Genomic DNA, 13,599 nt, shown 5'->3' with positions numbered 1-13,599 from the left:
ATTTCTGAGCTTTTTTATACTTAGGCACAAAACAGTAGGTACCTATCATAAAAAAGGCCGCTTCAAAAACGGCCTTTATACTTTATAGCTTCGCTTGCTTTATTCTATGCGTCGCTTCAGGAACCAGCGGCTGTTTACAGTGAAGCCTAGGCCAAACTGGAAGTAATCTTCTTTTATCAGACCTTTATCTGTTGTGCCGCGCTGCCCGTAGCCTAACGACACGTTTAACAAATATAAATCATAGATAGTGCCACGGCCAATCGGGAAAGTGAAACCAGCAGTCGCGCCTTTGTCTTTAATATCTTCGCCATTCAGCTGGAACTGTGTATTGGCATAGTATAAACCACCGCGGTAAGTTATGCGCTTAAAGTAGCTGTCGATGGCGTTGGCATTTGGAGTGTATTCTGCGCCTACAGCCATTTTATAGCTATCCTTCAATTTATCGTTGCTCCCGTCCAGGCCTTTGTATTTAGACCACTCGTATGTCGTGTAGTCCGCCGCAATGGTCAGGTTGTTGCCGTTGTCCAGGCTAAAGCCCGCACGCCAGTTGGCCGGTAAATGGATGGAGCCTTGAATGGTATCCTCGTCAGCTACCGGAAAATCCACAGGGTTGCTGTCTGGGCCACGGCGCTCATAGGTTACATCGCGCTCCGCCTCCAAGTCGGTGGCAAAGCTATACGTACCGCCACCGCTAACAAAAAGCTTATCTTTTAGCTTTTGGCGATAGTTGATGCCTGCCTTAAAAAAGAAATCGTTGTAGGTTGTGCGGTCGATTCTTACCACGCGGATCTGCTCTGCGCCCACCTGCTCCGGATCTACTACGTTGGCAGATGTCTCCAGTAAGGTATTCCCGAATACATAAGAGGCACTACCGCCCACCGTAAGGCCACCGAACAGCTTAACGCCGTGTGCAAAGTATGCTTCCGACAGGCCGCCTTCGCCAGCATAAGTGCGTTGGATGGACGCCTGCGGGTTTCCCTCTACATCTGAGGTTGCATTGATCTCATAGTTGATGGTTGAGAATGGGCGCAAACCCACGGCAGAGCTCCAGCGCTTGGCCAAGGGCACCACCATCGAGAGATTGTACAGGTTTCCGTTTCCATCCAACTGCGAGGCATCGGCGCTTTTCACGTTCTTAATCTGCCCTGCACCGCTTATATCGAAATTGGTAATGCTGTTATAGTATAGCAACGCTGGGTTGGCAGTGTTTGCCTGATAGCTGTTGCCAGCACTGATACCCGTTCCGGCCATACCTGCCCCACGGATGCTTCCGTAGTTCTCGTTAATCTCGCCTATTCCATAACGTGAGTAGGGTGTATTGCCAATAAGCTGCGCCTGTGTGGTGTGTGCCAAACAAAGGGCGGCAAAGCCTATTAGTACTCGGAGTGTCTTATACATTATGTGTCAATATTCTGTGAAGCCCGATTAAGACCAATTCAGGAATTACAAAGATGCGTCCTTTTAAGTTACTTTCAAAAAATCCTGCATCGCCCCCGCAAAGTATAACCACCAAATCAGGTGCTTTTTCGGTGTATGCCTGGATAAGGCCGTTGAGTTCGGCCACGCTTCCGGCCAATACGCCGCTCTGGATAGACTCCTGCGTGGTTTGCCCGGTTAGCGGAAAGTTTCCATTAATTTGCTCTACTAACGGCAGGCGCTGGGTAAAAGTATGCAACGCCCTGAATTTCATGTGTAGCCCTAGGGCTATGCCGCCGCCATGGTACTGGCCTTGTGCATCCACGAAATCATGGGTAATGCAGGTGCCGGCATCAAACACCAGGCAGTTACGGCCCGGGAACAAGTAGTTTGACCCTACCGCTGCGGCAATCCTGTCGGCCCCGAGGGTTTGGGGCGTTTTGTAAAGGTTTAAAACAGGTAAGGCTGCCTGTGGGGTTAGCTCTACTAGCTTACCCGTCACAGACAGCCTCTCCTTTATACTTATACTTTGCACTTCGGCGCCAACCGAGGCAACAATGGCGTTATCAAGCGTATGGTTTAGCAAGCCTGCTGGCAGTTTCTCCTGCCCTTCGAAATAACCTTGCGCTACCAGGGCATCATCCTCGAAGATGCCATACTTTGTGCCTGTGTTCCCGATGTCGATGGCGGCGTTGCGCATATGTTTACATGAAGTATTTCAGCTGGATAACCTCTTTTTCGGTCAGGTAGCGCCACTCTCCGCGCGGCACGTCTTTCTTGGTGAGTCCGGCATACTGAACACGATCCAGAGTTACTACATCGTAGCCAAGGCTCTCGAAAATACGGCGCACAATACGGTTACGGCCAATATGGATCTCCAGCCCCAGGAATTTGTTCGACTCTCCCAGCAAGGCTACATCATCCACTTCCGCTTTGCCATCTTCTAACTCCACACCTTCAGCCACCTTCTGGAAATCAGCCTTTGTAATCGGCTTATCCAGCTCTACCTGGTAGATTTTCTTGATGTTGTTTGATGGGTGCGTCAGTTTCTGCGCTACCTCGCCGTCGTTGGTGAACAGCAGCAGGCCCGTTGTGTTGCGGTCCAGGCGGCCAACCGGGAAGATGCGCTCCTTTGAAGCACTTGCTACCAGGCTCATCACTGTTTTACGCCCTTCCGGATCGTCTGTGGTTGTCAGGAAATCCTTTGGCTTGTTCAGAAGCACGTATACCATCTTCTCGCGGCTAAGCAGTTTCTTGCCGTAGTATACATTATCAGTAGGCTGTACTTTGTAGCCCATTTCTGTAACCACTTCGCCGTTTACTTTTATCTCTCCTGACTCGATTAGCACATCGGCCTCGCGGCGGGAGCATACACCAGCATTTGCGATGTAGCGGTTCAAACGAACTGTACCGTCGTTTTCATCTTCCTCACGGTTGCTTTTCTTGATGCGCGGGTTGTTCTTATAGCGGCTTAGGTTATAGTCCGGGGTTTGAGGCTCCGGACCGTTATCACGGTAACGATCGTTAGAGCGGCCTCTAGGGCTAAAGTCCTTGCCTCTTCCGGCACCTCTGTCGTCACGCGGGCCTCGCTTGTCGCCAAACGCTGGCTTACCATCACGGCTGAAACGACGGTCGTTGCCTCTGTCATCTCCTCCACGGCGGTCATCGCGGCGGTCGTTACCGTAGCTGCGGCGCTCTCCGTCATTGCGTCTTGGGCGGTCATTCTGGAAAGAGCGGCGTTCGCCTCCTTCTCTTCTGTCTCCTCCAAACGAACGACGCTCGCCACCTTCGCGCTTGTCGCCGTAGCTTCTGCGGTCACCGCCTTCGCGCCTGTCAGGGTTAAAAGAACGGCGCTCGCCGCCCTCTCTTCTGTCTCCTCCGAAAGAACGTCTTTCGCCTCCTTCGCGGCGGTCGTTGTTAAACGGTTTGCGGTCGCTATCTCGTCTATCCTGTCTGTCGTTGAAAGGGCGGCGCTCACGGCCCTCTCCTCTTTCGTCAGACCTGTCGTGTTTATCTCGTCTGTTAAAGATCTTCTTGCCTTCACGGTCGTTGTTTGGCCTGTCAGAACGGTCTCTGTCAGCGCCTCTTCTGCCTTCTCCCGCGTTTGCGCGATCAGGCCTTTCATTAAATTTTGCCATTGCTATGTATTTATCGATGCAGTATCGCTACTGTACCTTGGTTGTGCAGTTATAATGGATTTGGTAAAACTATAGTTCAATCCCGATATAGGGTATGCAAGGGGCTAGTCTGCAGCTTCGCCGATGGTGTTTTCCTCGGTCACGAAATCTTTTAGCTGCGGAAGGTCTTTGATGTGGTTGATGCCGAAGTAATCCATAAACTTCTGAGAAGTGCCGTATAGCACCGGGCGCCCAATGGTATCGGCCTTGCCCTTTATTTCAATTAATTCTTTTTCAAGAAGTTTATGTACGGCGTAGTCGCAGCCCACGCCACGGATCTGCTCCATCTGGCTTCGGGTAACGGGCTGCTTGTAGGCAATAATTGCCAGCGTCTCCAATGCAGACGCTGACAGTTTTTTCTTTGATTTGTGTTTCAGATAAGTGCTTACCGTATCCTGGTACTCAGGCTTGGTCAGGAACTGGTATCCGCCCCCGATCGCATAGATCTGGAAGGCAAACCCTTGCTCTACCAGCCGCGCATTGATAGCCTCAACGGCCTCCAGCACATCGCTTACTGCTATCTCCTCCATGCCTAGCGACTCCTGAAGGCAGCGCTGGATTTCCTCGATGCTGATTGGCGACTGGGCACAGAAAACAAGTGCCTGAATATGGTTTTGCAGAATATCCAAGGGAAATGGTACTAATCGTTTCGCTGAAGTTTTGCCTCTATAGAGTGTTGTGTGTGCGGCACAGCACGTAGTCTTTCCTTAGGTATAAGCTTACCTGTTACGATGCAAACGCCGTAGGTTCCGTTCTTGATGCGGATCAGGGCATTCTCTAACTGCTGGATAAACTTCATCTGGCGGGAAGCCAGCTGGTTCAGGCTTTCCTTCTCGGCAGTATCAGCCCCATCTTCCAGCATCTTCGACTGTGAAGCCGTATTATCTGTACCGGAATCGTTGCGGCGGCTCAGAGTTTCCTTTATAAAGGTAACTTCTTTGCGTGCATTAGTAAGTTTCTCCTGGATAATCTCTTCGAACTCAGCAAGCTCTTCTCTCGAATAACGCTGTTTTTCTTCGTTTGTATTCATTACGCTGTATTGAACTGTCCTATAGTTTTACACTTATCTTAAGAATTAAACTCTTTTAGGTTAAACAAGTGCTTTAACAGCACAACATTAGACCTGCTTATATAGTTTAATTTGATTCTTTCGCTCTCAAAACCGCTGCCTAAACACTCTGCTTAAAGGGAATAGGCCTAAATTTGCTGCAAAAATAAGAGTATTCTCTATACTTTACTACCTATGGCAATTATTTAACAATTTTTTATATCAGATAATTACCTCATATTCTGTTTATAGCGTGATGCATTTACTGGAGCAATAGTTGCAGAGAACGCGCTATAGCCAAACCTATAACACTGATTGTATGAAAAAAATTACACTTCTCCTGCTGATAGTATGTTTACTGGGTTTTACATCTGCAGCCCTTGCCCAAGTGCGCAGGCAGGCACCAGCGCCTCGCCGCGCTGTAATTAAAGCAAACGTTTTAAGCCCCTTTGTTCTTACTGCATCCGGGTTTGTAGAGTATGCTTTCACCCCACAGATTAGTGGTCAGTTTGGCGCATTTACCACTGGAGCATCCTATAAGGATGTTGACTTTGAAGGTTATGGCTTCACGCCTGAGGTGCGCTACTACCTCTCCGACACCAAACAGGCACCAAATGGTTTTTACGTGGCAGGCTACGGCCGTATACTTAATTATAAGCTTACAGTAGAGAAGGAAGAGAATGAGGAGAAGAAAACGTATACCGCCACTTACGCGCCTGTAGGTGCGGGTGTGGCAGCCGGCAACCAGTTCATCTTTAACAGCGGTATCTCACTGGACCTGTTTATGGGTGTTGGCGTGAACGGTGGCAGCCTGAAAGTGAACTCTGGCACTGAAGAGGATTTCGATTTGGGTTTCCTGAACCTGGTTGGTAGCGGGGTGCGCTTCAGGCCGGGCATTACCGTTGGCTATAGCTTTTAGCCCTATATTACAAGATAAAAAAGGCCCGTGCTGTTCAGGTGTAGCTCGGGCCTTTTTTATGGTAGGCAATTTATACCTTTAGAAACTGAGCATACCAATGGCGGCAGCAGCGGCCTCTACGCCTTTGTTGCCGTGCTTGCCGCCGGCTCTGTCCAGTGCCTGCTCCAGCGTGTTGGTGGTTACCAGCCCAAACGATACTGGCTTGTTAAACTTCAGGGATACGTTTGTAATGCCGTTTGCAACCGCGTTGTTTATGTAATCGTCGTGCTTCGTGTCGCCTTTGATAACTACCCCAATACAGATTACCGCATCAATCTCTTCCTGCATGGCCAGGAACTGCGCACCCAGCGTTAGCTCAAAGCTGCCAGGTACTGTGTTGATGTAAATGTTCTCTTTTTTAGCGCCATGTTCCAGTAGGGTATTTACCGCGCCTTCGCAAAGAACACCCGTAATATCATCGTGCCACTCGGCTACCACAATACCAAAGGTCTTTTCCGATATATCTTTAAACTTATCCTTTTTGTAATCGCTCAGATTCTTTAGTGATGTTGCCATACGTTTGCTATTCGTTGTTGATTGATACCTGCGGTTGCTTGCATGCTTTACTTGGCCAAGCAACTCCTTACGCAGTAATATATAAAAAAAGCGCTTCTGCCAGTTAGGGCAAAAGCGCTTTGTATTTAGGCCTTGGCCTTATTATTCAGCTTGGTTGCCACCTGCCAGCATTTCGGCACGGGCTTTATACTTCTTAGCATCAGAAACCTCTGCAGAGGCAACATAATCCGTGATGATCTTGTCGTACATCTCAGCAGCGGAAGCAAAGTTGTTATCGGCTTCGTAAGCGATACCGGCTTTCATCAGGTACTGCGGCGAGAAGAACGGGTTAGCGTTATGATTTGCAGCTTTTGCGTACATATCAGCAGCCTCCTTGTTCTTGCCTTGCTCTAGCAGGGCATCTCCGGTAAGGCTATAAGCACGCGCTTGCAGCAGGTAGTCGTCTGAGTCAAAATCCTCGAGGCGCTCTGCAGCTTCTGCAAACTGTCCTTCCTTCAGTAGGGCAACACCTGCGTAGAAGCTCGCCAGGTTACCGGCATCGGTTCCGCTATACTCATCTGCAATCTGTAACAGGCCCAGGTTCTGGCCATCCCCGTTCAGGGCTTTGCTCAGCGAGTCTGCCTCGAAGTAATACACCGCCTGGAACATGGCGTTTTTAGCCTCTGCATTCTGAGTGCTACGGTAATTATAGTACAGAAAACCGCCTACAACAATAGCAGCGATGGCGATAAACACACCGAGCAGCTTCGACTTGTTCTTCTTCACAAAGTCCTCTGAGTGCGCCAGGCGTTCTGCCAACACATCAGGGTTTTCAACCAGCTCCTCAAACTCGTTGTGTTTCTTTACTGTTTCTTTTGCCATCAGTATTAAAAGGTTAGAAATTCAAAATTAGAAATTAAAAGTAATTAGAAACAATACTTTATAAACCCGAACATCGAATTTACAATTTTTAATTCCTAATTCACCATTAAATTCTAAGTTAATCCATGATAAACGGATAGTCGCTCTCTATATAAATGTCAGTGTAAAGTTCAGAAGGGTCTGGGTAAGGAGACTCTTCGGCAAACTTCACAGACTCAGCTACCTGCTGTTTGATCTTGGCGTCGATTTCATCGAGCTCTTCCTCAGTAGCCCATCCGTTTTGCAGGATGGTAGCTGCTACCGCCTCGATAGAATCGCGGCCTTTATAGTCTTCCAGCTCTTCCTTGGTTCTATACTTAGCTGGGTCAGACATAGAGTGGCCTTTGTAACGGTAAGTTCTGAACTCAAGCAAAGTTGGTCCCTCACCAGCGCGGGCGCGCTCAGCGGCTCTTGCCACGGCTTCGTGCACGTTCTCCACTTCCATGGCGTCTACCGGCTCAGAAGGAATATCGTAGCTTTCGCCTAATTTATAAAGCTCTACCACGTTAGAAGTACGCTGCACGGAAGTACCCATGGCGTAGCCGTTATTCTCGATCACAAAAATTACCGGCAACTTCCAGGTCATGGCCATGTTCAGGGCCTCGTGGAACGCACCCTGGCGCACCGCACCATCGCCCATGTAAGCCATACACACGTTGCCGGTGTTGTTATACTTCTCGGCAAAGGCAATACCAGCGCCAAGCGGCACCTGCGCACCCACAATACCGTGGCCGCCCATAAAGTTTACCTCTTTGTCGAAAATGTGCATCGAGCCGCCTTTACCCTTAGAGCAGCCAGTAGCCTTTGCGAAAAGCTCGGCCATGATAGCGTTCGGGCTGGTGCCTAGTGCCAGCGGGTGTGCGTGGTCGCGGTAAGCGGTGATCCACTTATCGTCTTTTGTGAGGGCCGATACAGCACCTGCCGCACAGGCCTCCTGGCCGATGTAAAGGTGGCAGAAACCCTTTATCTTCTGCTGGCCGTAAAGCTGGCCTGCTTTTTCCTCGAAGCGGCGCATGAGTTTCATCGACTCAAACCACCACATGTATGTTTCCTTTGAAAACTTTGGCTCAGCCTGTACCTTTGCTTTCGCCGACTTCGCTTTTGCCTTATCTTTCGTATCAGCCATGAGTATTAGTCTATGCGTTTGTTTAGATGTCCGTTTTTTATACTTAGCGGCTTTAACCACTTAGCGCTGCGGCAAATATATAAGCCACAAACGGTTTAGCATGCGAAATTAAGGAAAAAGATATCAAAGTAGAAATTAAATGCTCCTCGAAAATCTCAGTTTGTTGTTTTTCAAAAACTACGAAGAAGCCGCGCTTAGCTTTTCGGAGCATATCAACTGCTTTATAGGCGATAACGGCAGCGGGAAGACGAACCTGCTGGATGCCATCCATTACCTCTCCATGACCAAAAGCGCGTTTCCGGGCACCGATGCGCAAAGTATAAAGCAGGGCGAGGATTTTTTTATGGTGAAGGGCCGCTTTGACGTGGCCGCCAATAAGCACACGGTGCAGGTAAGCTTGAAGCAGGGACAGAAAAAGACCGTGACGCACAACAAGGCACTTTACGAGAAGATCAGCGACCACATTGGCCGCTTTCCGGTAGTGCTTATCTCGCCCTACGACACCGACCTGATACGCGAGGGCAGCGAGGAGCGCCGCAAGTACTTCGACAGCCTGATGTCGCAGCTCGACCATGTGTACCTAGAGCAGCTTATACAGTATAACTACCTGTTAAAACAGCGCAACTCCCTGCTAAAGCAGTTTGCCGAGCGCCATTACTACGACCGCGATTACCTGCAGATATTAAACGAGCAGCTGGTGCCTTTCGGCGAGGAGCTGGTGCAGGCGCGGCAGCGTTTCCTGCAGGATTTCGTGCCGATTTTTCAGAAGCACTACCACCACATCTCTGACAGCCACGAAGAGGTATCGCTGACGTATAAAAGCCAATTAGAAGGCCACGATTTTGCCCAGAAACTGCAGCAGGCCGAGCGTAAGGACCTGGCCCTGCAACGCACCACCGTGGGCCCGCACAAAGATGATCTCGTGTTTCTGATGGATGGCAACCCCGTGAAAAGCTTCGGCTCACAGGGGCAGCAGAAAAGCTACGTCATCGCCCTGAAGCTGGCGCACTTTGAGGTAATGGACCAGCGGCAGCACCACAAGCCCTTGCTCCTGCTCGACGATATTTTCGATCGCCTCGACGAGAAGCGCATCACCAAGCTCATGCAAATGGTAGCCGCCCATACGTTCGGCCAGATCTTCCTGACCGACACCCACCTGGAGCGCACCGACAAAATACTCGAAGGCCTCTCAGAAAGTATCCGTAGATTTGAGGTTAAGGAGGGGGAAGTAAAGGTGATTGGGGAGTTGTAATTATGTTTATCAAAAGCATATATGGCTCTTAGTTTTGCTTAGAAAATATGATAAAGCTTTCGAAAGACAATTTACAGATCTGGAAATCACTATTTCCTTCGCTATTGATAGTTGTTCATGTCCTTCTTTCAATATCCATACTTATTTCAGCACCTGCTTTCATCGTTATTGTATACCTCCTATTTGTAATCTTTCACTTCTTCATTGTTAGATATCTTAGATATTTCAAAATAAAAGAAATATACCTTTTAGAAGACAACAAGCAGTTGATCATAAGAAACTTAGATACTCTTACTAAAAGCACTGTAGAGTTTCATGATATTTTAAAGGTAAAAATGAGCTTTGGATTAATAGAATTAGAAGTTCAAAGTAACGAGAAGATTTATACCATTCCTCATTCAAAATGGGAATTTAATTATTTGAAAACCTTAGTTGACTGATAATTATTCGGTCATTCACCCAAAATTAAAAACGTGCGCTATTACAAGAAGAAAGAGGCGATTGATAAACGCAAGGCAGACATCCAACCCATTGGGGAGAGCCTGAAGGCGCTGATGAAGGCTTACCGCCTGGACGGCAAGCTGAGTGAGGTGCAACTGGTGCAGAATTGGGAGAAAATCATGGGCAAGCCCATCGCCCTGAAAACGCAGCAGTTATACTTTAAAGACGGTAAACTGTTTGTGAAACTGACCTCGGCCCCGCTCAAGCACGAGCTTAACATGTCTAAAAGCAAGGTGGTTGAGATCCTGAACACTGAGGCTGGCACCGATGTGGTGAAGGACATCATTTTCCTGTAAAGCAACGGCATGCCCTGAAAACAAGTATAGTTTTTCTTGAATAGCTATATTTGCCCATGACCGATAATCAGAACTTCCGCCCCGTTTCCTACTCCCGCACCACCCTCACAGAGCTCATGATACCGAGCTACGCCAACTTTGGGGGCAAAATACACGGCGGCATACTTCTTTCCTTGATGGACAAGGTGGCCTATGCCTGCGCCTCCAAACATGCAGGTAATTACTGCGTGACGGTTTCGGTGGAGGGCGTACACTTTCTGCAACCCGTGGATGTGGGCGACCTGGTATCTCTGAAGGCCTCGATCAACTATGTGGGTAACACTTCGTTAATGGTGGGCATCCGGGTTATTGCCGAAAACGTAAAGACTGGCCTAATAAAGCATACCAATACTTCTTATATTACGATGGTAGCAAAAGGCGATGACGACAAACCCGCCCAAGTGCCCGGCCTGATACTGGAAACCCGCGAAGACGGACGGCGCTTTCTAGAGGCCATCAGGCGCCGTGAGCTCTCACGCCGCTACGAAACCGAACTAGCCAATTCCAAAACCATACTTCAGGTAGAGCAGGAACTCCATCAGTTGCAGCAGGAGCGCTGCAAGGTGGCTTTTTAAATTGTCTGAATCAGGATTTGCAGGATTAGTGGATGGACAGGATTTTCTGCAGTGCCGGGTCCAACTGCCCCTAATTTACCCTGCCTCGGCCCTCCCCTTTTCTCGAGGGCCCTATCCCCAAAACAGGAGAAGGAGTACTGTTTAAGCTCCGTCAGCTGAATTATCCAACCACCCCTAACCCCTCCTTGGCTAAGGCGGGGAATTCTGTTGAAGCTCCGTCAGCGGCGGCTATCAAAAACTGACCCCAGTCATTGGATTGAGCGCCTATGCGAGTTTTTCCGGTGACGAACGCAGTGAGGCAGCCCGAGGCACGAGGGCAGGAAAAGCTCCCAGCGCGATGTCCGAGGACGAGCCCTCGCGGGCTTGAGCGAGCCAGAGCCTGAGATGAAACTATAGGTCTGTAAGACTGAGGATCAAAAGCTGCTAGAAAGTATAGCCCGTATTAAACTGAAACAGCAGCAGCTAAAGAAGCACTATGGAAACCCGCAATTCCCATTTCTGCCATTTCCTTTGTAACTTGTAACAACGTTTTTATACCTTAAACATACTTATGACCATCAAACCTAACTTTAAAGCCTTGCTGGCGCTATTTCTACTGGCCGGAGCGCCCATACTTACGCCTACCCCAAGTATAGCCCAGGAAACTGTACGCCAGGACGACGATATCAAAAAGATGGTGAACGAGCTGTCGGCCCAAAACCTGGAGCAACTGGTTCGCAAAATGGTAAGCTTCGGCACGCGCCATACTTTGAGCACAACCACCAGCAAAAAAGAAGGCATTGGCGCGGCCCGCGAGTGGGTAAAATCTGAATTTGAGAAGTATGCCCAGGCTTCCGGTGGCCGCATGACCGTGGAAATGGACCGCTTTGTGATAAAAGCTGACGGCCGCCGCGTGCCTCAGGACACTGAAATGGCAAATGTTATGGCCATCCTGAAAGGCACTGACCCGAACGACAACCGCGTGATCATTGTAGGCGGGCACCTCGACTCCCGGGCCACCGATGTGATGGATGCTAAAAGTAAAGCTCCGGGCGCTAACGATGATGCCTCTGGCGTAGCGATGGTGATGGAAATGGCCCGCGTAATGGCACCAAAGCAATTTCCGGCTACGTTGATATTTGTAGCTTTCCAGGGCGAGGAACAGGGCCTGTACGGCTCCACGCACTTGGCCGAGCGCGCCAAGAAAGAAGGCTGGAACCTAATTGCCATGCAGAACAACGACATTGTAGGCAACTCCTACTCTGCCGAAACCGGTCTGCATGACAATACGAAAGTGCGCATCTTTAGCGAGGGCACGCCAGCCAACGAAACCGAAGAGCAGGCCCGCCTGCGCAAGTTGCTGGGCGCCGAAAACGATAGCCCAAGCCGCAACCTGGCCCGCTACATGGAGTTGGTAGGCGAAAAATATGTAGACCAGATCGATGTAGTGCTCGTGCACCGTACCGACCGCTTTCTGCGTGGCGGCGACCATACGCCATTTAACAGGCAGGGCTTTACAGCTGTGCGCATGAGCGAGATGAACGAGGACTTTGACCACCAGCACCAGGATGTGCGCAAAGAAGATGGCAAGCAATACGGCGACCTGCCCGAGTTCATGGATTTTGAGTACCTGCGCAAAAACGCCGGCGTGAACCTGGCAAGTATGGCAAGCCTTGGTTGGGCACCTGCGGCCCCTGAGAAAGTGGGCGTGCTTACCTCTAACCTCACCAATAAAACTGACTTGCAGTGGAACGCTCCCGCTAAAGGAGCCAAACCAGCTGGCTATTATGTGCTGATGCGTGAGACCAGCAGCCCCAATTGGGAGAAACGCTTCTACGTAACCGATACCAAAGCCACGCTGCCATACTCCAAGGATAATTACTTCTTTGCTGTGCAGTCAGTGGATAAGGATGGACACGCCAGCTTGCCTGTGTTACCAGCTCCGGTGCGCTAAGCAGTATTCTACAAAACAGAAAAGCAGCCCCAACCTTGAGGCTGCTTTTCTATTGAATAATAGGTTGTTTTCTCTTATAACCTTGATACGCGGGCTGCTGCCGACACATTTGATGTGATGCTTGGGCTACCTTTATAATGCACTGCGGAAGCGCCAGAAGCGTTAATATCCAGGCTCTCTTTGGCATATACTTTGGCGTTGCTCGCGCCACTGGCATGCACCTCCACCTCGCGTGCTTCTAGTGCAGAGGCATCTATCCTGGAGGCTCCTGATATCTCCATATGCATTTCATCAACTTTGCCCAGCAGTTCTATTTTACTCGCGCCGCTTAAGTCGGCCTTCAGCTGTTTGGTATCAATGGTAAGTTTCACGTTGGAGCCGCCACTCATATCAACTTTCAGGGCCGATGATTTGAAGGTAGAGTTACCGACAACCTTCACACCGCCGCTAATATCTATACTTTCCAGGCTTTTCAGGGTAACGTAAGCCTTCATACCCTTGCTGGTGCTCACGCTTTTATCATTGTAAATATGCAGCACCCCGTTACGCACTTCCGTTTTAATGTTGTCGATCAGGTTTTCCTCGGCTTCCAGGCGCACGCCCTCGTTGCTGCCTTGGGTTAGCTCTACAATAAAACCGCCACTCACATCGATTCCTCTAATGTTAGACACCTTGCGGTCTTGCGTGGTTATTTGCTTATTGCCCCTAAGCGATTGCGCAGCAACATCCGTTACATGCAGCAGTAAAAAACCAAGTGCGAATACGCTAAGAGCGGCTGTGTAAAATTTCCTGATGTTCATAGTTGTATAAGGTCATTTTAGTGAATGATTTTAAATTAAACAGCAGCCCTGTTGGCTGCTTT

General features: G+C 49.4%; 14 protein-coding genes. 5 read left to right on the top strand and 9 right to left on the bottom strand.

All coding sequences use genetic code 11. From position 1 onward, the window contains the following. Positions 1 to 99: 99 nt before the first annotated feature. The 5 genes from D1627_RS11265 to D1627_RS11245 all read right to left on the bottom strand — a co-directional run bounded on the left by D1627_RS11265 (position 100) and on the right by D1627_RS11245 (position 4,623). Positions 100 to 1,353, bottom strand: coding sequence for an OmpP1/FadL family transporter (locus D1627_RS11265; protein ID WP_233555601.1), 1,254 nt, complete (start codon positions 1,351 to 1,353; stop codon positions 100 to 102). 37 nt (positions 1,354 to 1,390) lie between these two features. Next, complete coding sequence (locus D1627_RS11260) at positions 1,391 to 2,116, bottom strand: type III pantothenate kinase (RefSeq protein ID WP_119432335.1); 726 nt, start codon at positions 2,114 to 2,116, stop codon at positions 1,391 to 1,393. A 4-nt stretch (positions 2,117 to 2,120) separates the two neighbouring features. Next, a complete protein-coding gene (locus D1627_RS11255) occupies positions 2,121 to 3,554 on the bottom strand; it encodes a pseudouridine synthase (RefSeq protein WP_119432334.1) in 1,434 nt (477 codons plus the stop codon). A gap of 104 nt (positions 3,555 to 3,658) precedes the next feature. After that, entirely contained in the window at positions 3,659 to 4,222 is a 564-nt protein-coding gene (gene scpB, locus D1627_RS11250) for an SMC-Scp complex subunit ScpB (protein WP_119432333.1), read from the bottom strand. Positions 4,223 to 4,233: 11 nt separating this feature from the next. Then, the gene (locus tag D1627_RS11245; RefSeq protein WP_119432332.1) at positions 4,234 to 4,623 is read right to left on the bottom strand and encodes a TraR/DksA family transcriptional regulator; all 390 of its coding nucleotides are present in this window, start codon (positions 4,621 to 4,623) and stop codon (positions 4,234 to 4,236) included. A gap of 337 nt (positions 4,624 to 4,960) precedes the next feature. Here D1627_RS11245 and D1627_RS11240 point away from each other — a divergent pair, with 337 nt between their 5' ends. After that, positions 4,961 to 5,560, top strand: coding sequence for a DUF3575 domain-containing protein (locus D1627_RS11240; RefSeq protein WP_119432331.1), 600 nt, complete (start codon positions 4,961 to 4,963; stop codon positions 5,558 to 5,560). A gap of 78 nt (positions 5,561 to 5,638) precedes the next feature. On the opposite strand, the gene ribH is transcribed toward D1627_RS11240, so the two are convergent. From ribH to pdhA, 3 genes are all read right to left on the bottom strand, one after another. Continuing rightward, entirely contained in the window at positions 5,639 to 6,115 is a 477-nt protein-coding gene (gene ribH / locus D1627_RS11235) for a 6,7-dimethyl-8-ribityllumazine synthase (protein WP_119432330.1), read from the bottom strand. A 141-nt stretch (positions 6,116 to 6,256) separates the two neighbouring features. Further along, positions 6,257 to 6,976: a cytochrome C biosynthesis protein gene (locus D1627_RS11230; protein ID WP_119432329.1), complete on the bottom strand. Its 720-nt coding sequence runs from the start codon at positions 6,974 to 6,976 to the stop codon at positions 6,257 to 6,259. A gap of 118 nt (positions 6,977 to 7,094) precedes the next feature. Continuing rightward, the gene (pdhA, locus tag D1627_RS11225) at positions 7,095 to 8,141 is read right to left on the bottom strand and encodes a pyruvate dehydrogenase (acetyl-transferring) E1 component subunit alpha (protein WP_119432328.1); all 1,047 of its coding nucleotides are present in this window, start codon (positions 8,139 to 8,141) and stop codon (positions 7,095 to 7,097) included. Positions 8,142 to 8,280: 139 nt separating this feature from the next. Between pdhA and recF the strand changes: the two genes are divergently transcribed. The 4 genes from recF to D1627_RS11200 all read left to right on the top strand — a co-directional run bounded on the left by recF (position 8,281) and on the right by D1627_RS11200 (position 12,737). Continuing rightward, positions 8,281 to 9,393 (top strand): DNA replication/repair protein RecF, encoded by a 1,113-nt coding sequence (recF, locus tag D1627_RS11220; protein WP_119432327.1) that lies wholly within the window; start codon positions 8,281 to 8,283, stop codon positions 9,391 to 9,393. Between the two features lie 473 nt (positions 9,394 to 9,866). Beyond that, a complete protein-coding gene (locus tag D1627_RS11210; protein WP_119432325.1) occupies positions 9,867 to 10,190 on the top strand; it encodes a DUF721 domain-containing protein in 324 nt (107 codons plus the stop codon). A gap of 56 nt (positions 10,191 to 10,246) precedes the next feature. Then, positions 10,247 to 10,804 (top strand): acyl-CoA thioesterase, encoded by a 558-nt coding sequence (locus D1627_RS11205; RefSeq protein WP_119432324.1) that lies wholly within the window; start codon positions 10,247 to 10,249, stop codon positions 10,802 to 10,804. Positions 10,805 to 11,354: 550 nt separating this feature from the next. Beyond that, a complete protein-coding gene (locus D1627_RS11200; protein ID WP_119432323.1) occupies positions 11,355 to 12,737 on the top strand; it encodes a M28 family peptidase in 1,383 nt (460 codons plus the stop codon). 74 nt (positions 12,738 to 12,811) lie between these two features. Here D1627_RS11200 and D1627_RS11195 read toward each other — a convergent pair whose 3' ends face one another. Further along, a complete protein-coding gene (locus D1627_RS11195; protein WP_119432322.1) occupies positions 12,812 to 13,537 on the bottom strand; it encodes a head GIN domain-containing protein in 726 nt (241 codons plus the stop codon). Positions 13,538 to 13,599 lie beyond the last annotated feature (62 nt).

This window comes from Pontibacter oryzae (assembly GCF_003576375.1).
GTDB lineage: Bacteria > Bacteroidota > Bacteroidia > Cytophagales > Hymenobacteraceae > Pontibacter > Pontibacter oryzae.
Note: the sequence above shows the minus strand (reverse complement) of the source record. Positions and strands in the feature narration are given on the sequence as shown.